The organism is Microbacterium laevaniformans (assembly GCF_016907555.1).
Classification (GTDB): domain Bacteria; phylum Actinomycetota; class Actinomycetes; order Actinomycetales; family Microbacteriaceae; genus Microbacterium; species Microbacterium laevaniformans.
The window spans coordinates 2,783,619-2,806,296 of the sequence record NZ_JAFBCE010000001.1 but is presented as its reverse complement, the minus strand read 5'-3'; the positions used below and the strand labels follow the sequence as shown (position 1 = coordinate 2,806,296).

The following is a 22,678-nucleotide window of genomic DNA, read 5'->3' as shown; positions in this document are numbered from 1 at the left end:
CACCGTCATTCGCACCTGGCGCGACCCGAGCGGTCGCGGATCGGAAGGAGACCGACCATGACCCCCACACCGGCACCCCCCGCGTGGGCGCACCGCACCACTGATGCCACCGCCGAGCAGTTGGCGGCGGTGGATGCGTGGTGGCGGGCGGCGAACTATCTGAGCATCGGGCAGATCTACCTGCAGGGTAACCCGCTGCTGCGCCACCGCCTCAGCCGGGACGACATCAAGCCGCGGCTGCTGGGGCATTGGGGCACCACCCCGGGCCTGAACTTCCTCTACGCCCACCTGAACCGCGCCATCCGCGACCGCGACCTGAACACCCTGTACGTGACCGGGCCCGGGCACGGCGGACCCGGCATGGTCGCCAACGCCTACCTCGACGGCACCTACACCGAACGCTACCCGGGCATCGACCGCACCGAAGAGGGGCTGCGGGCGCTGTTCCGGCAGTTCTCCTTCCCGGGCGGGATCCCCTCGCACGCGTCCCCGGAAACGCCCGGGTCGATCAACGAGGGCGGGGAGCTGGGCTACTCCCTCGTGCACGCCTACGGGGCCGCGTTCGACAACCCCGACCTGCTGGTCGCCTGCGTGATCGGTGACGGGGAGGCGGAGACCGGGCCGCTGGCGACCGCGTGGCACGGCAACAAGTTCCTCAACCCCGCCCATGACGGGGTGGTGCTGCCGATCCTGCATCTGAACGGGTACAAGATCGCCAACCCGACCGTGCTGTCCCGCATCCCCGAGGAAGAGCTGGTCGCGCTGCTGCGCGGCTACGGCCATCACCCCCACGTCGTCACGGTTGGCTTCGATGGCGAGACCCCGCAGGAGTCCCACGCGACGTTCGCGGCGGTCCTGGATGCGGTGCTGGATGAGATCGCGGACATCAAGGCCGCCGCGGCGGCCGGGACGCTGGAGGGGCGGCCGGCGTGGCCGGCGATCGTGCTGCGCAGCCCGAAGGGGTGGACCTGCCCGAAGATCATCGACGGTCTGCCGGTGGAGGGCACCTGGCGGGCACACCAGGTGCCGCTCGCCGAGGTCCGCGACAATCCCGAGCACCTGCGGATCCTCGAGGACTGGCTGGCGTCCTACCGCCCGCACGAGCTGTTCGACGTGACCGGCGCCCCCCGCCCGGCCACGGTCGCGATCGCCCCGGACGGGGATCGGCGGATGAGCGCGAACCCGGCCGGCAACGGCGGACAACTCACCGTCCCGCTGCGGCTCCCGGACTTCCACAAGCACGCGCAGCCGGTCGACCCGGCCGAGCGGGGTGCGGGAACCGGGGAAGCGACCCGCGTGCTGGGCGAGTGGCTGGCGGGGGTGATCCGGGACAACCCGGACAACTTCCGCATCTTCGGCCCGGACGAGACCGCCTCCAACCGGCTCGCCCCACCCGTCTACCAGGCCACCGGCAAGCAGTGGAACGCGGCCGTGGAGCCCGTCGACGAGCACCTGGCCCCGACTGGGCGGGTGATGGAGGTGCTCAGCGAGCACCAGTGCCAGGGCTGGCTCGAGGGCTACGTCCTTACCGGCCGGCATGGGCTGTTCAACTGCTACGAGGCGTTCACCCACATCGTCGACTCGATGTTCAACCAGCACGCCAAATGGCTCGAAGCGGCCCGGGAGGTGTCGTGGCGGGACCCGATCCCGAGCTTCAACTACCTGCTCTCCAGCCACGTCTGGCGGCAGGACCACAACGGGTTCTCTCACCAGGACCCCGGGTTCATCGACCTCGCCCTGAACAAGAGCCCCGACATCGTCCGCGTCTACCTGCCGTTCGACGCGAACACGCTGCTGTCCACCTACGACCACTGCCTGCGCTCGGCCGGATACATCAACGTCGTCGTCGCCGGGAAGCAGCCCGCCCCGCAGTGGCTGACGATGGACGAGGCGATCGAGCACTGCACCCGCGGGCTCGGGATCCTGCCGTGGGCGGGCACCGAAACCGAAGGCACCGAGCCGGATGTGGTGCTCGCCGCCGCCGGCGACGTCCCCACCCTCGAGACCCTCGCCGCGGCGGCGCTGCTGCGCGAGCACATCCCCGACCTGAGAGTGCGGGTGGTGAACGTGGTCGACCTGACCCGGCTGCAATCCGAGGACCAGCACCCGCACGGTCTCCCGGACCGGGAGTTCGATGCGATCTTCACTCCCGACAAGCCGGTGATCTTCGCCTACCACGGCTACCCGTGGCTGATCCACCGACTCACCTACAAGCGCGCCGGGCACCAGAACCTGCACGTGCACGGCTTCCAGGAGCGCGGCACCACCACGACCCCGTTCGACATGGTCATGCTCAACGACCTCGACCGGTACCGGCTCGCGATCGACGTCCTCGACCACGTCCCGGGCCTCGCCGCCCGCCACGCCGGCCTGCGGCAGGGGCTGCAGGACGCCCGCCTGCACGCCCGCGCCCACACCCGCGAGCACGGCACCGACATCCCCGCCGTCGCCGACTGGCAATGGCCCCACCCCGACACCACCGACCCCACCCTCGGGAAGGAACCGAAATGAGCGACACCAGAACCGTGACCCTGCAGGTCAGCGGCATGATCCGCGCGACCTCCAAGAACGTCACCGAAGCCCACCTGAGCCGACAACCCGGAGTGATCGCCGTGGACGCGAACCCGGTCTCACAGACCGCGACCGTCACCTACGACCCCGAGACCACCTCGGTCGCCCACCTCCAGCAATGGGTCATCGACTGCGGGTATCACTGCGCCGGCCAGTCCGTCCCCGACCATATCTGCGACCCCGCGCACGACCCGCACGACGAGGGTGCGCACGACCACAGCGCCCACCACGGCCCCGCAGCTGAGGGCGCACAAGAACCGCACGCGAGTCACGACGCGCACGAGGGCCACACGGATGCCACGGGTCACGCCAGCCACGCGGGCCATAAGGGTCCTGCGGGCTATCACGACGACCCCGTCCACGACCACGCCGCTGGCCACGACCACACGCACGCCCCGTCGGCGACGGCGGATGACGGTGAGCATGCCGGTCACCACGTCGAGCACGCCGGTCACACCGAGGCCGCGGGTGGGCACGATCATGGTGCAGCGTCGGGTCACAGTGCGCAGGAGATGATGGGCCACGGTGGGCATCACGGCGGGATGTCGATGGACGCGATGATCCGCGACATGCGCAACCGGTTCCTGGTCGCGCTGATCCTGTCGATCCCGATCACCCTGTGGTCTCCGATCGGGCGGGAGGTGATCGGATTCGAGGTGCCGGCACCGTTCGGGCTGCGCGATGACGTGTTCATGCTGATCCTGTCGCTACCGGTGATCTTCTACTCGGCGTGGATCTTCTTCGACGGCGCCTACCGGGCGCTGCGCGCGAAGACCCTCGACATGATGGTGCTCGTCGCAGTCGGTGTCGGCGCCGGCTGGCTGTACTCCCTCGCGGTCACCCTCACCGGCGGCGGTGAAGTGTTCTACGAAGCCGCCACGGTGCTTGCCACCTTCGTGCTGCTGGGGCATTGGGTGGAGATGCGCGCCCGCGGCGGCGCGAACGACGCCATCCGCACCCTCCTGGAGCTCGCACCCTCGCAGGCGGTCGTGATCCGTGACGGGCAGGAGGTCGAGATCCCCACCAGCGAGGTCGTCCCGGGGGATCTGATGCTGGTGCGGCCGGGGGCCAAGATCCCCACCGACGGTGTCGTGGAATCCGGAGAGTCCGAGGTGGACGAGTCGATGGTCACCGGCGAGTCCATGCCGGTGGACAAAGCGCCCGGGTCGGAGGTGATCGGAGCGACCGTGAACACCGTCGGCACCCTCCGCGTCACAGCCACCAAAGTCGGCTCGGACACGGCGTTGGCGCAGATCGTGAAGCTCGTGCAGGAGGCGCAGAACTCCAAAGCCCCCGGGCAGCGCCTCGCCGACCGGGCAGCGTTCTGGCTCGTCCTGGTCGCCCTGATCGGCGGCACCCTCACCTTCCTGGTGTGGCTGCTCGCCGGCGCTGCAATCCCGATGGCGATCCTGTTCGCTATCACCGTCGTCGTCATCACCTGCCCCGACGCGCTCGGCCTCGCCACCCCGACGGCGATCATGGTCGGCACCGGGCTCGGCGCGAAACGGGGCGTGTTGTTCAAGAACGCCTCCGGGATCGAAACCGCCGCCCACATCGACACGGTCGTGTTCGACAAGACCGGCACCCTCACCAAGGGGGAGCCGGAGGTCACCGACTACATCCCCGTCGGCGGCGACGAGCTCGAGACTCTCTCCCTCGCGGTCGCGTTGGAGCGGGAATCCGAGCATCCTCTGGCGAAAGCGATCGTGAATTACGCCGACGCCCGCGACATCCCCCGTCGCACCGCGACCGCGTTCCGAAACGTCACCGGGCAGGGCGCGATCGCCACCGTCGACGGTCGACAGGTCGTCCTCGGCAACCCGCGCCTTCTCACCGGGGAGGGGATCGACATCAGCGGGGTGCAGGCCGCTCAGCAGGACCTGGCTGGGTCCGGCCGCACCGCGATCCTGTTCGCCGTGGACGGGCAAGTCGCCGGGATCATCGGTCTCGCCGACGCACCCCGGGACACCGCAAAGACCGCGATCGACGCTCTCCACGAGCAGGGCGTCGAGGTCGCAATGCTCACCGGGGACAACAAGCCCACCGCCGACCGGATCGCCGCTCTCCTCGGCATCGACACCGTGATCGCGGATGTGCTCCCCGAGGACAAGTCCGCGAAGGTCGCCGAGCTGCAGAAGACGGGCAAGAAGGTCGCGATGGTCGGCGACGGCGTCAACGACGCCCCCGCCCTCGCCCAGGCCGACCTCGGCATCGCGATCGGCGCCGGCACCGACGTCGCCATCGAGACCGCCGACGTGGTCCTGATGCGCTCGGACCCGCTCGATGTTGCGATCGCACTCAAGATCGGCAAGGGCACACTGCGAAAGATGCGGCAGAACCTGGGCTGGGCCATCGGATACAACGCCGCCGCCCTCCCCATCGCCGCCGGCGTGTTCTACCCGGCGTTCGGGATCATGCTGTCCCCGGAGATCGCCGCCCTGTCGATGTCCGGTTCCTCCGTGATCGTCGCCGTCAACGCCCTCCTCCTCAAGCGGCTCCGCCTGCCCGCCCAGGCGCCCGCTGCGACGACCATGCAGAAGGAGCCCGAACATGCCTGACCGTCCGCTCTCTCCCACACCGTCCTCCCCGATGCTGCTGACCCGACGAGGTGTGCTCGGACTCGGACTGGGCGCCGTCGCGGCAGCCGTGCTCGCCTCCTGCACCCCCGCGCCGCAATGGGTGACACCCACCGGCGCAGCGGTGTCCGGCACGGAGAAGAACCGCGGCGGCACCGGCCGAGTCACCACCGTCGACCTCACCGCCGCCCCCACCACGCTCGACCTGGCCGGTACCTCCGCCGCCACCTGGGCGTTCGGAGGTATCCCCGCCCCGGTAATCCGGCTCACCGCAGGCGACACGCTGAAAGCGACCGTCCGCAACCAGCTCGACGCGGACACCTCCGTGCACTGGCACGGACTCGCCCTCCGCAACGACATGGATGGGGTCCCTCCGGTAACCCAAGCCCCCATCGCCCCGGGCGGACAGTTCGCATACGAGTTCGTCACCCCGCATCCGGGCACCTACTGGTTCCACCCCCACGTCGGCCCGCAACTGGACCACGGCCTCTACGGTGCGCTCATCATCGACGACCCGGACGAGAAGGTGACGTGGGACGACGAATGGGTGCTGATCCTCGACGACTGGCTCGACGGCGTCACCGCCACCCCGGACCAGGTCCTCACCGACCTCTCGAAGGGCATGGGAGGCATGGGCGGGATGGGCGACATGTTCATGCGGATGGGGAACCGGCTGATGGGCGCCACCTCCGACCTGCTCGGCGGTGACGCTGGTGACGTCTACTACCCCCACTATCTGATCAACGGGAAACCCCCGGCCGACCCTGCCCAGTTCACCGGCACCCCCGGCAACGTGGTGCGCATCCGCCTCATCAATGCGGGCAGCGACACCGCCTTCCGGTTCGCGATGGGTGGTCACACGCTGACGATTACGCACACTGATGGATTCCCTGTCGAGCCGGTGGAGGTCGACAGCATCCTGCTCGGGATGGGCGAACGTTACGACGTGCAGGTAACACTCGGCGACGGGGTCTTCCCGGTCGTGGCAGAAGCTGAAGGAAAACGAGACCGCGCGTTCGCATTAGTCCGCACTGGTAGCGGCACCGCGCCGATGAGCGACGTCGAGGTTTCGGAACTGGATAGCCGTCAGGTGGGGACAGCGCAGAATCTGACCGCAACCGCCGAGGTTGCCCTGAGCCGGGCCACCCCAGACCGCCTGATCGACGTCTCACTGACGGGCGGGATGGCGGCCTACGACTGGGGAATCGATGGACGGCGATTCGACATGACCGACCCTTTGAGGGACGTGCACGCGATTAGCAGGGGAGAACGGGTTCAGCTACGGATCCGTAATGACACCAAGATGTGGCATCCGTTCCACCTGCACGGCCACACCTACCAGCACGCGAACGGCGGCCCCCGGAAGGACACCTCCATCATCCTCCCGGGCCAGACCCTGACGGTCGACTTCGATGCCGACAACCCCGGCCAGTGGGTCGCGCACTGCCACAACATCTACCACGCCGAGACCGGCATGACCACGGTGCTGGGATACCAGTCATGAACCGCGCGTTCACCCCCAGCACGGGAGGATGATCGCGCGGGAGATCGGACGGCGGCGGCGGACGTCAAGTCTAAGTGGACTTCCTACTCTTATGTAGGGATCTGCCATTTCGCGCGGAATCCTGCTGACGAAACTGCTGCCAATTAGCGTGGAATCCCCGAGTTCTCCGCCACCTTGACCGGGAACCTACATTAGTTGTAGGTGTAGGTCCAGCTTGGAGTTGTCCATTTCGCAAATGAAATGTCCACGCGATGTCCATCGGGACATTTGTGTGTCGACGGCGCTCGAAAACTGGACAGTAGCGGCGCTTGAAAAGTGAACACTCAACGATTGGAGAGTGATCACTTTGGAGGACTGGGCGTTGATCCGGAGGCTGGCCGGCGAGGGCGTGCCGAACGCGCATATTGCCGAGCGGTTGGGGATCTCGAGGACCACGGTCATCAAGGCGGTGAACTCGGAATCGCCGCCTCACTATGAGCGGACAGCGGCGCCGACGTCGTTCACACCGTTCGAGTCGCGGGTGCGTGCGTTGCTGCTGGAGACGCCGACGATGCCGGCGACGGTGCTCGCGGAGCGGGTCGGGTGGACGGGCTCGATCCGGTGGTTCCGTGACAACGTGAAGCGGTTGCGGCCCGAGCAGCAGCGTCTCGATCCCGCGGATCGGATCACGTGGGCGGCGGGGGACGCGGCGCAGTGCGATTTGTGGTTCCCGCCGAAGAAGATCCCGCTCGAGGACGGGACAGCGAAGCTGTTGCCGGTGCTGGTGATCACCCCGGCGCATTGCCGGTTCACGACGGGAGTGATGATCCCGACTCGGAAGACCGAGGATCTGCTGCTCGGGACCTGGCAGCTGATCGAGCAGCTCGGCCGGGTTCCGCGTCGGCTGATCTGGGACAACGAGCCCGGCATCGGGCGAGGACGCCGTCACGCGGACGGAGTCGACGCGTTCATGGGAACCCTCGCGGCCAAGCTCGTGCTGCTGCCGCCGCGGGATCCGGAATCGAAAGGGATCGTGGAACGCCGCAACGGTTGGTTCGAGACATCGTTCATGCCGGGCCGGTCATTCGCCTCGCCCGCGGACTTCAACGAGCAGTTCACCGACTGGCTCGGAGTCGCCAACCAGCGGAGGGTGCGCACCCTGGCCGCCTCTCCGATCTCGCTGCTGCCTGCGGATCTGGCGGCGATGTTGCCGTTGCCGCCGATCCCGTTGCATCTGGGCTGGCGGAACCGGATCCGGCTCGGCCGCGACTACTACGTCCGCATCGACACGAACGACTACTCCGTCGACCCGCGCGCGATCGGCAGGATCGTCGACGTCACCGCGGACCTGGACCGGGTCCGCGTCCGCCTCGATGGACGGATCATCGCCGACCACACCCGTGTCTGGGCGCGAGGAATGGTGATCACCGACCCCGCGCATCGAGAAGCTGCGGCCGTCCTACGACGCGAGTTCCAGCAGCCGCGACTTGTTCCAGTCGGCGACGATCTGACTCGGGATCTCGCGGACTACGACCGCGCGTTCGGGCTCGTCGAGGGGAGCAACTGATGGCCGGCAAGACCGACGTCGCAAAGCAGATCACCTATCTCGCCGGCGCACTCAAGGCACCCCGGATCACGGAGGCCGCAGCCCGGATGGCGGACCAAGCACGCGACGCCGGTTGGTCGTTCGAGGACTACCTCGCCGCCGTCCTCGAACGCGAAGTGAGCGCTCGCAACGCCTCCGGCGCGGAGCTGCGGATCAAAGCCGCTGGCTTGCCGAGCCGGAAGACGCTCGAGGACTTCGACTGGGACGCGCAACCGGCCACTCGGCAGCAGATCGCCGCGCTCGCTTCGGGAGGGTTCCTCCTCGAAGCGCAGAACGTGGTCCTGCTCGGCCCTCCCGGGACGGGGAAGACGCACCTCGCGACCGCGCTCGGGATCGTCGCTGCCCGCCACGGGCACCGGGTGTTGTTCGCGACTGCGACGGACTGGGTCACCCGCCTCACCGACGCCCACCGGCAAGGCAACCTGCCACGAGAGCTCACCCGGCTTCGCCGTTACGGACTGATCATCGTCGACGAAGTCGGCTACCTCCCGTTCGAACAAGACGCCGCCAACCTCTTCTTCCAGCTGGTCTCGTCACGCTACGAACACGCGTCGCTGATCCTGACCTCGAACCTGCCGTTCTCCAGCTGGGGTGGCGTCTTCGGCGACCAGGCCGTCGCCGCCGCGATGATCGACCGCATCGTTCACCACGCCGACGTCCTCACCCTCAAAGGCGCCAGCTACCGACTCCGCGGCAGAGGCATCGACAGCCTCCCCAGCATCCGCACCACCACCGACGAAACACCTAGCTAGACTGCCCGTGTCCCGCGTCAAGTAGTTGGCAGGATTTCTTCTGTTTCAAAGGTGGGGGTGGTGGGGTCGGCCAGGCCGAGGTGCACCTCCAGTGGCCGGTTCCAGGCGATCGCCTCATGAGGGCGCTCGGTGTTGTACTCGACTCGGTAGTCCTCGGCCCGCTCGATGAGCGTCAAGGCGTCCGGGATCTCGTCGAGGAACAGCCGCTCGTACTTCAGCGTCCCGAACCCGCGTTCGCGTGACCCGTTCTGGCCTGGCGACTTCACCCGGGTGCGGACATGCCGAAGCTCGGGGTGACGCATGATGAACAACTCGAAGTTCAACGACCGGAACGGGCCGCCATTGTCCGTGACGATGGTGAGGACCGGCAGCAGCTCCCCGGTGTCCGCATCGACCTCACACTCGTCGACGAGCGGGTGCCCGAACAGACGCTCGTACTCGGCCAAGGCGAGTTCGATCGCGGCGATCGCGTCGTACTGGTTCGCCGTCGGCGACACATGGAACGGGTACTCGAGCTTCGAGAACCAGTCCCGACACCCCGCGATCCGCCAGGTCCCGCCCTGGGTGGTCTCGAACTCGCTGAAGTCCAGCTGCCACACCTGGTTCGGTCCGTTCGGGTTGCGAGCGAACGCTGCCTTCCGGTCCTTCGCCAACTCCCGACGCTGCTTCTGGTACTCCGACGGCAGGATCAGCCCGTCGTCACGCAGCAACCGCAGCACCGTCGCCTGCGACACCTTGTGCCCGTCGTGCCGCGTCATCGCCCAGATCTTCCGGTGACCCCACGCCGGCTTCGCCAACGCATGCTTCACCACCAGCGGCCGAGCGGCATCCCTCGCCGGCTGCGGCCACGGCCCCTTCGGCGGCTGTTCCTGCCGCGCCTTGGCCTGCCAGCGTCGCCAGGTGCGTTCGGGCATATCGATCAGCTTGCAGAACCTCGCGGTCGACATGCCCGCCTCGACGCGGATCACCTCGAGGTCCTCGAAGGGCCCAAGCGTCCCTCCGCGGACTTCTTCCATACCCGGATCTCGACCGCCGCCTCACCGAGCGCCTGGGTCAGCTCCGCGACCTCCGCCTCGAGCTGCTGCTCCCGGGTCGAGGGCCCGTTCTTGCCCGCCGCGAGACTCGTCTTCCCGGCCTCGAGGAAGTCCGCCTTCCACCGGCCGATCGACTGCTCGCTGACCTTCTCGCGCCTGGCCGCCTCGGCGATCGTCATCTCGCCGGCGAGGATGCTCAGCACGATCCTCGTCTTCTTCTCCACCGGGATCACTGGTGGTCTTCCCATGTCGAACTCTCCGCTCAGGACTCAATCAATGGTCCTGCCACAAAGTCTGACGCGCGACACCCGCAACCGTTCACTTTTCGAGCGCCGAAAGTGACCAGGATTCACGCGCCGCCGACACACGCTCAACTTGTCGGCAATGCGGTACTGGTCGGGGGAGTGAACTCCGCCGGCCATAGCACCGACCTTTCACCTGCGGTCTCGAAGCTGCTCCTCGGCTCCGGAGAATGCAACGTCAGTACCCGCGAGCCGGATAGCAAGCGGTGGCGATCCGAGCCGGATGTGCACGAGGACTATCTCGAAGCGATCATCTGGGCCACGTTGCTTCAGGAGTACGCGCCCGGTTTACAGGTCCGCGTCACTCCCACGAGTGACAGTCAGAGCGAGTAGCCACCTCCGCACAGCGGTGGGCGCCGGCGAAAAGTCATTCTCTGCCAGCGCCCACCGCTTTTCACTTCTTGCACATCGGCCCTTTCGCCGTCGGTGCAGCCCGTGCTGATTACTGCGCGGCGGCGTACGCCTCAAGCACCGCGGCGGGAACACGTCCACGCTCGCTGACCGTGTGGCCATTGGCGCGTGCCCACTCGCGAACGGCCGCGAGATCGACACCTGAAGCCTTGCGGGCCGAACGTGAAGTGCCACGACGCGCACCAGCGGCGGGTGCGCTGGAGGAAGGGCGTGCGGCGTCGATGAACGGCGCGAGGGCCTTCTCGAGCTTGGCGAGGTTCGCGTCGGAAAGGTCGATGTCATAGGACTTCTTGCCCAGCGCGAAACTCACCGTCCCGCCCTTGCCGTCCTTGATGGGGGTACCGTCGAGATCGTCAACAAGTTCGACGATGACTTTCTGTGCCATGAGGGGTGCTTCTCTCAGAGTTAGTTCGGTGATAGGTAGTCGGGTCCACCTGTTTCGTAGCCACTGTAGTCACACATGCAGGAGATATGTCGGAAGTAGTAGCACGCTTGACAATTGAATCAAAGCCTGATCGGGCTGAGGGGCTCTTCAGGATGTTATGCCGGGTCTCAGATAGGCGGGGTCATCTGCTAAGTCACGCGCTCGTTGACGCTTTTTTGAGCGACTGCGATGTCGCGGCCAAGGTGGAAACGCGCGACACGCGAGCGCTACTTCGTCTCTCCAGAGTGCGGCAAATTCGAGTGAGCTCACGATGACTCATACTCCGGAGTGGAGCAAGCAATGTTCGCCTGATCGCAGCGGGCCACCTCGCAGTAGAAGGTGGTCTTGCGAGCCCCAATAAGACCGGCGATCTTAGTCCGACGACTTCTTCCCGCATGCAGAGGTTGCCAGGATATTGATCCGTGGACCTGAGGCTGGATCCGACGCATCGGTCACTGAAGCGCCCACATGCTTTTCGGGGCTCTTCGCAGATGAGGGTGTAGTCGTGGGCCGGCTGGTGGTTCGCGGATAGGCGTCGAGGTCTTCCAGGATGGAAGTTCCTACGCTGCCCATCCGAAAGACCTCGACGTGCACCACCCTACGTTCGCGACCCCTGACCTGACCACGTTCTGCCGCCTCGACGAGCTCGGCCTCGAGGCTGTTGGACAGCTGCTCGAGCCAGACCGGGCAGTGCTTGAGTGCCGTGTCATCAATGATGACCCGTGGTGCCGGAAGTGCGGTGCGGAGGGCGTGGCGCGTGACACGGTCACGCGGCCGCTCGCGCATGAGCCGTTCGGGCACCGGCCGACGACGCTGCTGATCCGGGTGCGCCGCTACCGGTGCGCGCACTGCCGGCGCACCTGGCGGCAGGACACGACGAAAGCGGCGGCGCCACGGGCGAAGATCTCGCGCGGCGGGATCGGGTGGGCACTCACCACGATCGTGGTCGACCACCTCACCGTCTCCCGCGCCGCAGCAGGACTCGGGGTGTCGTGGCACACCGCGAACACCGCGATCCTCGCCGAAGGCAAGCGACGGCTGATCGACGACCCCACGCGGTTCGATGGGGTGACCACGATCGGTGTCGACGAGCACGTCTGGCGCCACACACGGTTCGGCGACAAGTACGTGACCGTGATCATCGACCTCACCCCGGTCCGCGAGAAGAGCGGCCCGGCCCGGCTGCTGGACATGGTCGAGGGGCGGTCGAAGCAGGTGTTCAAGCAGTGGCTCGCCGCCCGGCCCGCGGACTGGTCGAAGGCGATCGAGGTGGTCGCGATGGATGGGTTCAGCGGGTTCAAGACCGCCGCGGCCGAGGAACTCCCCGACGCCGTCCCCGTCATGGACCCGTTCCACGTCGTCCGCCTCGCCGGCGACGCCCTGGACCGCACCCGGCAGCGTGTTCAGCAGGACAACCTCGGCCACCGCGGCCACGCCGGTGACCCGCTCTACGGTGTCCGCCGCACCCTTCACACCGGCGCGAGCTTGCTCACCGAGAAGCAGACCGCACGCCTCGACGCGGTGTTCGCCGCCGAGGAGCACATCGAGGTCGAAGCGACCTGGGGCATCTACCAGCGCATCGTCGCGGCCTACCGCGAACCCGACAAGAACAAGGCCAAGGAGATGATGCGCGCAGTGATCGACGCCGTCAGCAGCGGCGTCCCCGCCGCTCTCACCGAGATCCGCCGACTCGGGCGGACCTTGAAGCAGCGCGCAGCCGACGTGCTCGCGTTCTTCGACCGCCCCGGCACCTCGAACGGACCCACCGAGGCAATCAACGGGCGCCTCGAACACCTCCGCGGATCGGCCCTGGGCTTCCGCAACCTGACTCACTACATCGCGCGGTCGCTGCTCGAAGCCGGCGGCTTCAGACCACTCCTACACCCTCGATTGCGATGAGCCCCATATGCCTCCGCGGCAGACCCTACGGCCGTGGCGTACGAGTGCTCGTAACTCACGGCGGGAACGCCTGGCATGGCGGCGAAGATGCCCCGCTCAAACGCGGCAAGCTCTGGGGCGCGCGCGGAAGCGAAGGCGTTGTTCTGTGGCCCGTTGGACCAGAAGTCCACGGGGGCCGGAGTGAGGTAGGGCATTGGCCCCGTCAACACGGTGAACGCGAGAACACTGTGGCTCGCCGATTTCTCAACCTGCCAGCTTGCGAAGCGGGTTGTGGGGTTGTCGCTGGTGAACTCGCTTATGCTCGCGTTCGTGCCGGGCACCACGAACAGTGCGGACTTCGCGGTGCGTGGGTCCCCGGCCATTTCGATGATTGCGCCCTTCTCGGGGCGCCAGAGGTAGAGCTGCACGTCTCCGTCGGCTACGCGGCGGAGGTAGTTGACCAAGTGTGGGTCGACGTGTCGCGCGTCAGACTTTGTGGCAGGACCATTGATTGAGTCCTGAGCGGAGAGTTCGACATGGGAAGACCACCAGTGATCCCGGTGGAGAAGAAGACGAGGATCGTGCTGAGCATCCTCGCCGGCGAGATGACGATCGCCGAGGCGGCCAGGCGCGAGAAGGTCAGCGAGCAGTCGATCGGCCGGTGGAAGGCGGACTTCCTCGAGGCCGGGAAGACGAGTCTCGCGGCGGGCAAGAACGGGCCCTCGACCCGGGAGCAGCAGCTCGAGGCGGAGGTCGCGGAGCTGACCCAGGCGCTCGGTGAGGCGGCGGTCGAGATCCGGGTATGGAAGAAGTCCGCGGAGGGACGCTTGGGCCCTTCGAGGACCTCGAGGTGATCCGCGTCGAGGCGGGCATGTCGACCGCGAGGTTCTGCAAGCTGATCGACATGCCCGAACGCACCTGGCGACGCTGGCAGGCCAAGGCGCGGCAGGAACAGCCGCCGAAGGGGCCGTGGCCGCAGCCGGCGAGGGATGCCGCTCGGCCGCTGGTGGTGAAGCATGCGTTGGCGAAGCCGGCGTGGGGTCACCGGAAGATCTGGGCGATGACGCGGCACGACGGGCACAAGGTGTCGCAGGCGACGGTGCTGCGGTTGCTGCGTGACGACGGGCTGATCCTGCCGTCGGAGTACCAGAAGCAGCGTCGGGAGTTGGCGAAGGACCGGAAGGCAGCGTTCGCTCGCAACCCGAACGGACCGAACCAGGTGTGGCAGCTGGACTTCAGCGAGTTCGAGACCACCCAGGGCGGGACCTGGCGGATCGCGGGGTGTCGGGACTGGTTCTCGAAGCTCGAGTACCCGTTCCATGTGTCGCCGACGGCGAACCAGTACGACGCGATCGCCGCGATCGAACTCGCCTTGGCCGAGTACGAGCGTCTGTTCGGGCACCCGCTCGTCGACGAGTGTGAGGTCGATGCGGACACCGGGGAGCTGCTGCCGGTCCTCACCATCGTCACGGACAATGGCGGCCCGTTCCGGTCGTTGAACTTCGAGTTGTTCATCATGCGTCACCCCGAGCTTCGGCATGTCCGCACCCGGGTGAAGTCGCCAGGCCAGAACGGGTCACGCGAACGCGGGTTCGGGACGCTGAAGTACGAGCGGCTGTTCCTCGACGAGATCCCGGACGCCTTGACGCTCATCGAGCGGGCCGAGGACTACCGAGTCGAGTACAACACCGAGCGCCCTCATGAGGCGATCGCCTGGAACCGGCCACTGGAGGTGCACCTCGGCCTGGCCGACCCCACCACCCCCACCTTTGAAACAGAAGAAATCCTGCCAACTACTTGACGCGGGACACACGGTCGAGCAGGTCGAACTCGCGACGCTCGAATACGTGTGGTGGTGGAACTACCAGCGCCTCCACGGAGAGCTCGACATGCGCACCCCCGCCGCGGTCGAAGCCGACTACTACGCTGGCCTCGACACACCCTTGGGAACACCCGTCTCCCAAGCCGCCCGATAGGAACGAAACTCAGGGCGAATCACTTTCCGATTCGAACGATCAGTTGTCACCGACCAGTTCCTCTCGCCCGCCCACGCGCTCCGGCTGGACGTGGCGCCGACCACAGCGGCTCCCGCTTCACGAAGGTAAAGAAACATTGACACAGAGTTAGGTCTTCATTACATTGCATGTGTACAGATTTCTTGACAGCAGGAGTACTCCATGTCGTATGAGGAGAGAAACACCTGGGCGTTCATCGTGATCGCTCCGGTCGGGTATGCGCTGTACCTCGTGCTCAGCTTCATGACCGGCGGCGGACCGCTCGATGCCGAGACATATGTATGGCCGATGGCGTGGGCGATCACTGGGGGAATCGTGGCCGGCATCCTGACAGGGATCGTGATCGGCATGGCCGGATCCCGTCGCGTCGATCAGCGGGACAAGGAGATCGGATGGTTCGGCTCGCGGATCGGCAACATGATGATCGTTCTGGGGGGCGTGGGTGCGCTCGTCCTCTGCTTCATGGACGCCTCGCAGGTCTACGTCGCGAATGTGCTCTACCTCGGCTTCGTTCTTGCTGCGATCCTCCAGTCCGCGGCGAAGCTCGTGGCCTACCGACGCGGCTTCTGACGTGGCCAAAACGAAGCCCACCCGGGTCACCAACCGAATCCGCACCCTGCGTTTCTCAGCAGGGGAGATGACGCAAGCCGCACTCGCCGATCGCGTGGGCGTGACCCGCCAGACGATCATCGCGATCGAACAGGGAAAGTACTCGCCGTCACTGGAGGTGGCGTTTCAGATCGCACGTGTCTTCGGCGTCGGACTCGACGACGCCTTCAGCTACGAGACAGAGGAGAGCAGTTGATGCGAGCAGTTGTCAGGCATGAGTACGGTGACACATCCGTCTTGCGTGTGGAAGAGGTCGATAACCCGGCGCCCGAGCCGGGGCGGGTGGTTGTTGAGGTCGCCGCGGCCGGGGTCAACATGGCTGAGTGGCACGTCATGTCCGGCGAGCCGACGATGATGCGGCTGGGCACGGGGCTCCGTCGCCCGAAGCGGCCCGGACTCGGGCAGGACGTCGCCGGCACCGTCGCGAGCGTCGGACCGGGCGTCGAGAGCTTCGCGGTGGGCGATCGCGTCTTCGGCTCGGCGCGCGCCTCGTGGGCCACCCTCGCGACAGCGAGTGCGGATCTGCTCCAGCGAATGCCGCCGGGGACCAGTTTCGAACAGGCGGCCGCCGTGCCGATGTCGGGATACACCGCTCTGCAAGCGCTCCGGACTCTCGGCACTCTCGCCGGCAAGACCATCGCGATCACCGGAGCGGGAGGGGGCGTCGGATCGTATGCCGTGCAGCTAGCCGCGAAGCGCGGCGCACACGTCACGGCAGTCTGTAGCGCGTCCAAGGCCAGCTTCGTCCGCGGCCTGGGCGCCCGTGACGTCATCGACTACGCGAGCACCGACCCGACCGCGGGCGGTCAGCGTTTCGACGCGGTGCTGGACTTCGCCGGCGGTTTGCCCCTCGCCGCCTGGCGCCGCGCCACCATCCCGGGCGGCACCCTCGTTCTGGGCGGCAGTGAGCGGGGCGGACGAGTGCTCGGCCCTCTCGATCGATCCCTACGCGCCCCCTTCACCCGCGGGATCAAAATCATCACGCTCATGGCTGCAGCCCGCGGGGACGATATCGCGGAGCTTGCAGCGGCGCTCTCGTCCGGGGAGTTGCGCTCCACCCACTCACAGACCTATACGTTCGATCACGCCGCCGACGCGGTCGACGCGCTTCGCGGCTCCGTCCACGCGGGGAAGATTGTGCTGACCCCCTGATAGGCGACGGCGCACTCGGTGAGCGTCTCGTTCGAGATGCCGATCGCGTCCCAACCGGTCCATCGCGGCGCAGGGGGCTTGACCCCTGATCTTGGACACGCTGATTCCAGCACGATGCTGGGGAAGCGAGAATCTGAGGGATGGCAAGGAAGAACTACACGGACGAGTTCCGGCAGCGTGCGGTGGATTTGTACGAGTCCACGCCGGGCGCGACGCTGAAAGCGATCGCGGCCGATTTGGGGATCTCCCGTGGTGCGTTGAAGGAATGGGTCGACAAGCTCGGATCCGGGACCGCTGCGGCCGGTTCGGTGTCGCCGCCGGTGTCGGTGCGGTCGGAGTCGCAGGCGGCGAGGATCATCCGGTTGGAAGCCGAGTTAGCGGTCTCGAGAGCGGAGCAGGTCAAGCTCGAGACGGAGCGGGACATGGCGGATTCAACCGGTGGTCGCAATGAGTGCTGTGAGATGAAGCAGACGCTGATCTCGGGAGGCATTCGTTGCAGGGCAAGCATGGTCATCTCAGTCGTGAGCAGAAGCAGCTCGCGCTCCGTCTCCACTCGAAGGGGTGGCGGCTCATCGATATCGCCCGCGAGATCGGGTGCACGGCCCCGATGGTCGGCCGCATGGCGCGGGAAGGCCGTCACCTCGACGGGAAGCCGTTCGGCTGGGAGCCGCGCGAGGGGCATCTGACGGTCTTCGATCGTGAGGAGATCCTGGTTGGTCTCGCGCGCGGTGACACGTTGACCGCGATCGCGCTCGCCCTGGGACGGGCGGTGTCGACGGTCAGCCGCGAGGTCAAGCGCGGCGGCGGGCGGGAGGGGTACTCGGCGTGGCGGGCGCATGAGGACGCGCGAGAGCAGGCCCGCCGACCGAAGCCGTTCAAGCTTGACGGTGGACGGCTGCTCGAGGTTGTCGCGACGCAGCTGGAGCAACTGTGGTCTCCGCAGGAGATCGCCGCCCGCCTACGGTTGGAGCATCCCGACGACCCGGAGATGCACGTGAGTCATGAGACGATCTACCAGTCCCTGTTCGTGCAGGGACGCGGGCAGTTGCGCCGCGAGCTTGCCCGCTGCCTGCGGTCAGGGCGTGCGGCACGGAAGTCGCGGACCGCGACGGACCGGCGAGGCCGGCTGCCAGGGATGGTGATGATCAGCGAGCGCCCCGCGGAGGTCGAAGACCGCGCCGTGCCGGGGCATTGGGAAGGCGACTTGATCCTCGGTGAGAACAGTCGCAGCGCCGTGGGAACCCTCGTTGAACGCAGCACCCGCCTCACACTTCTGCTGCACCTGCCCGACGGGAAGAGTGCAGACAAGGTGGAGGCCGCAATGCGCGAGGCGATCACCGCGTTGCCGGCGTCGCTGGCGCGGACGATCACCTGGGATCAGGGTGCCGAGATGGCCAAGCATTCCGAGTTCACGACAGCGACCGGCATCCCGATCTACTTCTGCGACCCGCGCTCCCCGTGGCAGCGCGGAAGCAACGAGAACACCAACGGACTGCTACGCCAGTACCTGCCGAAGAGCACCGATCTGAGCATCGTCACCCGCGCTGAGCTGACCGCGATCCAGGACTCGCTCAACGGACGACCACGCAAAACGCTCGGCTATCTGACACCATCGGAGAAGTTCACAGAACTCGTTGCGACCACCGGTTGAATCCGCCCATCCTCCGTCAGGCGGCGAAGTATTTCGCTGCGGAGACGAACTGGTGAACCGCTTCCAGTTCGTCGAGGACCACAAGGACGCCTACGGCGTGAAGCGGTTGTGTGAGGTCATCGAGATCGCCCGGTCCTCGTTCTACGCGTGGCTGGCCGCAGCCCCGGGACGGGCCGCGCGAGCCGCGGACGACGCCCGGTTGGCGGCACGGATCCGGGTGCTGCAGGACCCCGCGCAGGGTGGTGACCGCGCCTACGGGGCACCGAGGATCACTGCCGACCTCAACGACGGCGTCCCCGCCGCCGGGCGGGTGAATCATAAGCGGGTCGCTCGGGTGATGCGGGAACACGCGCTCGCGGGGATCCGACTGCGCCGCCGGGTGAAGACCACGATCCCGGACCAGTCCGGACGGAAGTTCCCCGACCTGGTCGGGCGGGACTTCAGCACCGGGGAGCCGAACCGCAGGTATGTCGGCGATATCACCTACCTCCCCATCGCGGACGGCAGCAACCTGTATCTGGCGACCTGCATCGACCTCGGGTCGCGCAAGCTCGCCGGCTGGCAGGTCGCCGACCACATGCGCACCGAACTCGTCGAAGGCGCTCTCCGCGGCGCGCACCGCGACCGCGGATCGCTGGCCGGCGCAGTGTTCCACAGCGACCACGGCTCGGTCTACGCGTCGAAAGCCTACGCAGCACTCTGCGAGCAGCTCAAGGTGACCCAGTCCATGGGCGCGGTGGGCACGAGCGCCGACAACTCGCTGGCCGAGAGCTTCAACGCCGCGCTCAAACGCGAGCTCCTCCAAGGCGCGTCGGCGTTCCCCGATCAAGCCACCGCCTACCGGGCCGTGTTCCGGTGGACGAACCGATACAACACGCGCCGACGCCACTCCGCGATCGGCCAGATCACCCCGAACAGCTACGAGAACACCTACGCGGCCGCGAGATCAGCTACCCTCACGGAAGCGGCATAACCGAAATGACACCGTGTCCACGATCCGGGGTCAAGGCCCCAGGGTGGCGCAGTCGTGGCCGCGCCGCCATGATGACGTCGGAGAGTCGACCGACCCGTGTGTAGGGGCAACTCGCCCCACCGCGCTACGGGGCACTACTGAGTCATAGCCTTCCGATACGCCCGCGACGACTTTCGACGGGATTCGCTGAATCGTGGAGCTCGCAGGCCTGATCTCTTCCGTGCTCGCGGTCGTTGCCGCCGCGTGGTGCCCGTTCTGCGAGAGGGAACTCGCAGAGGAATGCGCACGCCTCGCCAACGAACCTCCTCAACACGTCGGCCACCCTGCGGCAGAACGGGCAAGATGATCCGACTCTCGCGCAGCGACTCGCAGAGGTCGACGTCGCCATCGGGCAGAACGACAACCGAGCCGCCAACATTCGTGCAGGCTACCTCTGCGTCATTTCGAACCAGGGCGCGTTCGGTGAGAGCGTCGTGAAGATTGGACTCACGAGACGACTCGAACCCCGCGAGCGGATCTATGAGCTTGGCGGCGCGTCCGTGCCGTTCCGCTTCGACACCCACACTCTGTTCTTCTCCGAAGACGCCGTCAGCCTAGAAGCTGAGCTTCACCGTCACTTTGCGGATCGCGCGCTCAATCGCGCGAACCACCGCAGGGAGTTCTTCTTCGCCAGTCCTACCGAGGTGCGTGAGGTTCTCCTCAGTAAAGTCGGCAACATCCTCGAGTTCACCGAGGAACCCGATGCTACGGAGTATCGACAATCCGTAGGCTTGTGGCCTCAAGGGCGCTGAGCCTATGGTGTCCTGTGCCCGACCCGGTCGAGGCCTGGGCACACCTCTGGCTCAGCGTGAGGCGCCGAGCGCCTTCCTGATCAACGTGACCTGAAGCGGCAGCCGCACCAGCGACACCGCGAACGAGGCCCATGCCTTCGCCGTGCGCCGGCGCGCCGCCCGGCGGCCGAGGTCGATGCTCATCTGCATGTTCGCGGGCCAGACAGCGGCCAGCACTACCGCGCTCGCTCGCCCGGCGGCGGCCCGGGTCGAGGGCACCACCAACCCCACCGCGCACGCCAGCTCCGCGATGCCCGACGCGACCACGAGCGGCCGATCCCACCGCCGCAGCGCCCGCGGGATGATCGGCGTGAACACCCCGGGTCGCACGAGGTGGATGACGCCCGACACCGCGAACGGCACCATCACGATCCAGGGAACGGTGGCGGCGGGCTTCTTCGCGCGACGTGTCATCACGCCATTCTCCCCGCCCCGCCGCAGCCCGGGGCCGCCGCGCGAACACCTCCGATGACAGCATGGGCAGATGCTCTCCCCGCAAACCCTGAGCGAGCCCGACCGGCGCCTCGTCGCCGCGTGGTCTGCGGACTGCGCCGAACGCGTGCTCCCTCTCTTCGAACGTGAGGCTCCCGACGACGATCGCCCGCGTGACGCCATCGCGAGAGCTCGCGCGTACGCCCGCGGCGAGCTCGACTCGGCGGGCGAGATCCGCCGCCGGTTCGTTGCGGGCCGCGCCGCCGCCTCGGTCACCTCGCCGGCCGCGATCGCGGCGGCCCGGTCGGCGGCGCAGGCGTCGGGCGTCGCGCACATGGGCGCGCACGCCCTCGGTGCCGCCGCCTACGCCGTGAAGTCCGTCAGTACCGCCAGGCCCGACGACGTGGATGCCGAGATCGAATGGCAACTGCAGCGCATGACACCGGACGTCCGCGCCGCCCTCCGTCAGCTTCCACCGGTCGGCGAGGATGCCGCGGGTCCGTTCGTCGCCGACGGATTGCTGGCCCGCGGCATCCTGGGATCGACCATCCACACGCTGCAGACACGGATCGCATCCGGGGCTTGACCCTCACGCGACGTGAGGCTCGATCGTGGTCTCAGGACCGACCTTCCCGACGCTTTCGACATCAGCCCCGTCCCTGCCCCGGGACCCGACGCCGTCGCCCCGCCTCTGTTTCGCGGCATCTACGGCATGCCCATGTTCGTGACGATTCCGACGGCGGATCTCGCGGCATCCATCGACTTCTGGACCCGCGGCCTCGGGTTCTTCGAGCTGTTCGGCATTCCGGGTCAGATGACGCACCTGCGCCGGTGGGCGTTCCAGGACGTGCTCCTCGTCGCGGGCGCGCCGGACGACACCGCCCCGGCCGCGAGCGTGAGCTTCGCCTGCGTGCTCGACCAGATCGATCAGATCGCCGATGCCCTGCGCGCCCTCGGCATTGACACCCACCCGCGCGACACGATGTGGAACACCCGCGACATCGAGGTCATCACCCCCGAGAACACCCGCGTGGTCTTCACGGCGGGCAAGGTGTTCGACCCCGACAGCGTCGAGGGCCGCACCCTCCGTGCGGTCGGCATCGGCGCCGACGACAATGAGTCCCATGTCTGACGACGGTCTGCCGGTGGGCGAGACGGCCGCGCGCCTCGGCCTGACCGTGCGGACCCTCCACCACTGGGACGAGATCGGCCTCGCGAGCCCCGCCGCACGATCGCGCGCCGGCTACCGGCTCTACACGGATGCCGATGGCGAACGCCTCCGGCGCATCGTCGTGTACCGCGAGCTCGGGCTCGACCTCGACGCGATCCGGGCCATTCTCGATGAGCCGGGGGGCGATGTCGCCGACCAGTTGCGGGTGCAGCGCGCCCAGCTCGCGCAGCGGATCGCACAGCTGAACGACCTCGACGACGACCTCGCGCGCATGATCGAGGCGCAGGAGCGCGGCATCCTGCTCTCCGACGACGAGCAGCGCGAGATCTTCGGCCCTGACTGGAACACCGAGTGGCCCGCCCAGGCACGCGAGGCCTACGGGCAGTCGACGCAGTGGCAGCAGTACGCGGAGCGTGCGGCGTCGCGCTCGGCCGGCGACTGGGCGGCGGTGACGGAGGCGATGACGGCGTTCGAGGCCGAGCTCGGCGCCGCGGTCGACGACGGGGCGACACCCGGGGATGCCGCGGCCCACCGCCTCGTGGAGCGACACCGCGACCTGCTCTCGCAGTTCTTCCCGATCACCCGGCAGATGCAGGTGTGCCTCGGGCGGATGTACGTCGCCGACCCACGGTTCGCGGCGCACTACGACGCGGTGCGCCCCGGCCTGACCCACTGGCTGAGCCGCGCGATCGACGAGAGCGCGCGTGCCGCGGGCATCGACCCCGACACCGCCACCTGGGAGTGAGGGACGTGCCTGCGGCATCCGGCGTCACCGAAGGGTGCGAGTGGCCTCCCGCGATGAAGTAAC

Annotated in this window: 22 protein-coding genes and 1 pseudogene; 19 read left to right on the top strand and 4 right to left on the bottom strand. The window is 67.4% G+C overall.

Features of this window, described 5'->3' with window-relative positions:
• Positions 1-57: 57 nt before the first annotated feature.
• The 5 genes from JOE53_RS13500 (at position 58) to istB (ending at position 8,988) form a co-directional block, all read left to right on the top strand.
• Positions 58-2,511, top strand: a complete 2,454-nt coding sequence (locus tag JOE53_RS13500; protein WP_204948020.1) for a phosphoketolase family protein — start codon at positions 58-60, stop codon at positions 2,509-2,511.
• A complete protein-coding gene (locus JOE53_RS13495) occupies positions 2,508-5,129 on the top strand; it encodes a heavy metal translocating P-type ATPase (RefSeq protein WP_204948019.1) in 2,622 nt (873 codons plus the stop codon). Before JOE53_RS13500 ends, JOE53_RS13495 begins: the two co-directional genes overlap by 4 nt.
• Positions 5,122-6,651: a multicopper oxidase family protein gene (locus JOE53_RS13490; protein WP_204948018.1), complete on the top strand. Its 1,530-nt coding sequence runs from the start codon at positions 5,122-5,124 to the stop codon at positions 6,649-6,651. Before JOE53_RS13495 ends, JOE53_RS13490 begins: the two co-directional genes overlap by 8 nt.
• Before the next feature lie 337 nt (positions 6,652-6,988).
• Positions 6,989-8,197 (top strand): IS21 family transposase, encoded by a 1,209-nt coding sequence (istA, locus tag JOE53_RS13485; RefSeq protein ID WP_204946859.1) that lies wholly within the window; start codon positions 6,989-6,991, stop codon positions 8,195-8,197.
• Positions 8,197-8,988, top strand: a complete 792-nt coding sequence (istB, locus tag JOE53_RS13480; protein WP_204946858.1) for an IS21-like element helper ATPase IstB — start codon at positions 8,197-8,199, stop codon at positions 8,986-8,988. The genes istA and istB overlap by 1 nt, the downstream gene beginning before the upstream one ends.
• Before the next feature lie 17 nt (positions 8,989-9,005).
• Here the strand turns inward: istB and JOE53_RS13475 are convergent, their stop codons facing one another.
• The 3 genes from JOE53_RS13475 to JOE53_RS13465 all read right to left on the bottom strand — a co-directional run bounded on the left by JOE53_RS13475 (position 9,006) and on the right by JOE53_RS13465 (position 11,120).
• Positions 9,006-9,956 carry an integrase core domain-containing protein gene (locus JOE53_RS13475; RefSeq protein ID WP_061681364.1) on the bottom strand — a complete coding sequence of 317 codons (951 nt, stop codon included), beginning with the start codon at positions 9,954-9,956 and terminating at the stop codon, positions 9,006-9,008.
• Positions 9,953-10,270 (bottom strand): transposase, encoded by a 318-nt coding sequence (locus JOE53_RS13470; RefSeq protein WP_022883238.1) that lies wholly within the window; start codon positions 10,268-10,270, stop codon positions 9,953-9,955. The genes JOE53_RS13475 and JOE53_RS13470 overlap by 4 nt, the downstream gene beginning before the upstream one ends.
• Positions 10,271-10,766: 496 nt before the next feature.
• A complete protein-coding gene (locus tag JOE53_RS13465; protein ID WP_076691976.1) occupies positions 10,767-11,120 on the bottom strand; it encodes a histone-like nucleoid-structuring protein Lsr2 in 354 nt (117 codons plus the stop codon).
• 627 nt (positions 11,121-11,747) lie between these two features.
• Between JOE53_RS13465 and JOE53_RS13460 the strand changes: the two genes are divergently transcribed.
• The 11 genes and pseudogenes from JOE53_RS13460 (at position 11,748) to JOE53_RS15150 (ending at position 20,228) form a co-directional block, all read left to right on the top strand.
• Entirely contained in the window at positions 11,748-13,058 is a 1,311-nt protein-coding gene (locus JOE53_RS13460) for an ISL3 family transposase (RefSeq protein WP_204946571.1), read from the top strand.
• Positions 13,059-13,573: 515 nt separating this feature from the next.
• A complete protein-coding gene (locus tag JOE53_RS13455) occupies positions 13,574-13,891 on the top strand; it encodes a transposase (protein ID WP_022883238.1) in 318 nt (105 codons plus the stop codon).
• Positions 13,888-14,838, top strand: a complete 951-nt coding sequence (locus JOE53_RS13450) for an integrase core domain-containing protein (protein WP_061681364.1) — start codon at positions 13,888-13,890, stop codon at positions 14,836-14,838. The genes JOE53_RS13455 and JOE53_RS13450 overlap by 4 nt, the downstream gene beginning before the upstream one ends.
• Entirely contained in the window at positions 14,807-15,013 is a 207-nt protein-coding gene (locus JOE53_RS13445; protein ID WP_204948017.1) for an IS3 family transposase, read from the top strand. Before JOE53_RS13450 ends, JOE53_RS13445 begins: the two co-directional genes overlap by 32 nt.
• Before the next feature lie 201 nt (positions 15,014-15,214).
• Positions 15,215-15,622, top strand: a complete 408-nt coding sequence (locus JOE53_RS13440) for a hypothetical protein (RefSeq protein WP_061682027.1) — start codon at positions 15,215-15,217, stop codon at positions 15,620-15,622.
• 1 nt (position 15,623) lies between these two features.
• Positions 15,624-15,857, top strand: a complete 234-nt coding sequence (locus JOE53_RS14845) for a helix-turn-helix transcriptional regulator (protein WP_269454330.1) — start codon at positions 15,624-15,626, stop codon at positions 15,855-15,857.
• An 86-nt stretch (positions 15,858-15,943) separates the two neighbouring features.
• Complete coding sequence (locus tag JOE53_RS13430; protein WP_204948015.1) at positions 15,944-16,813, top strand: NAD(P)-dependent alcohol dehydrogenase; 870 nt, start codon at positions 15,944-15,946, stop codon at positions 16,811-16,813.
• 140 nt (positions 16,814-16,953) lie between these two features.
• Complete coding sequence (locus JOE53_RS15215) at positions 16,954-17,499, top strand: transposase (RefSeq protein ID WP_407663971.1); 546 nt, start codon at positions 16,954-16,956, stop codon at positions 17,497-17,499.
• Positions 17,385-18,464: an IS30 family transposase gene (locus tag JOE53_RS13420; RefSeq protein ID WP_425562642.1), complete on the top strand. Its 1,080-nt coding sequence runs from the start codon at positions 17,385-17,387 to the stop codon at positions 18,462-18,464. Before JOE53_RS15215 ends, JOE53_RS13420 begins: the two co-directional genes overlap by 115 nt.
• Positions 18,465-18,472: 8 nt before the next feature.
• Positions 18,473-19,437, top strand: a pseudogene (locus JOE53_RS13415) (IS3 family transposase); the annotation flags it as partial.
• Positions 19,438-19,910: 473 nt separating this feature from the next.
• Positions 19,911-20,228, top strand: a complete 318-nt coding sequence (locus JOE53_RS15150; RefSeq protein WP_271170963.1) for a GIY-YIG nuclease family protein — start codon at positions 19,911-19,913, stop codon at positions 20,226-20,228.
• Positions 20,229-20,279: 51 nt separating this feature from the next.
• Here the strand turns inward: JOE53_RS15150 and JOE53_RS13405 are convergent, their stop codons facing one another.
• The gene (locus JOE53_RS13405; RefSeq protein WP_204948012.1) at positions 20,280-20,681 is read right to left on the bottom strand and encodes a DoxX family protein; all 402 of its coding nucleotides are present in this window, start codon (positions 20,679-20,681) and stop codon (positions 20,280-20,282) included.
• 70 nt (positions 20,682-20,751) lie between these two features.
• On the opposite strand from JOE53_RS13405, the gene JOE53_RS13400 reads away from it, so the two are divergent.
• Genes JOE53_RS13400 through JOE53_RS13390 form a run of 3 tightly spaced genes read left to right on the top strand, consistent with a single transcriptional unit; the run spans position 20,752 to position 22,615 of the window.
• Positions 20,752-21,285, top strand: coding sequence for a putative immunity protein (locus JOE53_RS13400; protein WP_204948011.1), 534 nt, complete (start codon positions 20,752-20,754; stop codon positions 21,283-21,285).
• A 12-nt stretch (positions 21,286-21,297) separates the two neighbouring features.
• On the top strand, positions 21,298-21,831 hold the full coding sequence (locus tag JOE53_RS13395) for a VOC family protein (protein ID WP_271170964.1): 534 nt from the start codon (positions 21,298-21,300) through the stop codon (positions 21,829-21,831).
• On the top strand, positions 21,824-22,615 hold the full coding sequence (locus JOE53_RS13390; protein ID WP_204948010.1) for a MerR family transcriptional regulator: 792 nt from the start codon (positions 21,824-21,826) through the stop codon (positions 22,613-22,615). The genes JOE53_RS13395 and JOE53_RS13390 overlap by 8 nt, the downstream gene beginning before the upstream one ends.
• The last annotated feature ends 63 nt before the right edge of the window (positions 22,616-22,678 follow it).

Excerpts from the sequence above, each read along its gene's own strand:
- JOE53_RS13400 (WP_204948011.1), top strand. The coding sequence starts at position 20,752 with ATGCTCTCCCCGCAAACCCTGAGCGAGCCCGACCGGCGCCTCGTCGCC.
- JOE53_RS13455 (WP_022883238.1), top strand. The coding sequence starts at position 13,574 with ATGGGAAGACCACCAGTGATCCCGGTGGAGAAGAAGACGAGGATCGTG.
- JOE53_RS13470 (WP_022883238.1), bottom strand. The coding sequence starts at position 10,270 with ATGGGAAGACCACCAGTGATCCCGGTGGAGAAGAAGACGAGGATCGTG.
- JOE53_RS13500 (WP_204948020.1), top strand. The coding sequence starts at position 58 with ATGACCCCCACACCGGCACCCCCCGCGTGGGCGCACCGCACCACTGAT.
- JOE53_RS13390 (WP_204948010.1), top strand. The coding sequence starts at position 21,824 with ATGTCTGACGACGGTCTGCCGGTGGGCGAGACGGCCGCGCGCCTCGGC.
- JOE53_RS13495 (WP_204948019.1), top strand. The coding sequence starts at position 2,508 with ATGAGCGACACCAGAACCGTGACCCTGCAGGTCAGCGGCATGATCCGC.
- JOE53_RS15215 (WP_407663971.1), top strand. The coding sequence starts at position 16,954 with ATGGCAAGGAAGAACTACACGGACGAGTTCCGGCAGCGTGCGGTGGAT.
- JOE53_RS13440 (WP_061682027.1), top strand. The coding sequence starts at position 15,215 with ATGTCGTATGAGGAGAGAAACACCTGGGCGTTCATCGTGATCGCTCCG.
- istB (WP_204946858.1), top strand. The coding sequence starts at position 8,197 with ATGGCCGGCAAGACCGACGTCGCAAAGCAGATCACCTATCTCGCCGGC.
- JOE53_RS13465 (WP_076691976.1), bottom strand. The coding sequence starts at position 11,120 with ATGGCACAGAAAGTCATCGTCGAACTTGTTGACGATCTCGACGGTACC.
- JOE53_RS13405 (WP_204948012.1), bottom strand. The coding sequence starts at position 20,681 with ATGACACGTCGCGCGAAGAAGCCCGCCGCCACCGTTCCCTGGATCGTG.
- JOE53_RS13490 (WP_204948018.1), top strand. The coding sequence starts at position 5,122 with ATGCCTGACCGTCCGCTCTCTCCCACACCGTCCTCCCCGATGCTGCTG.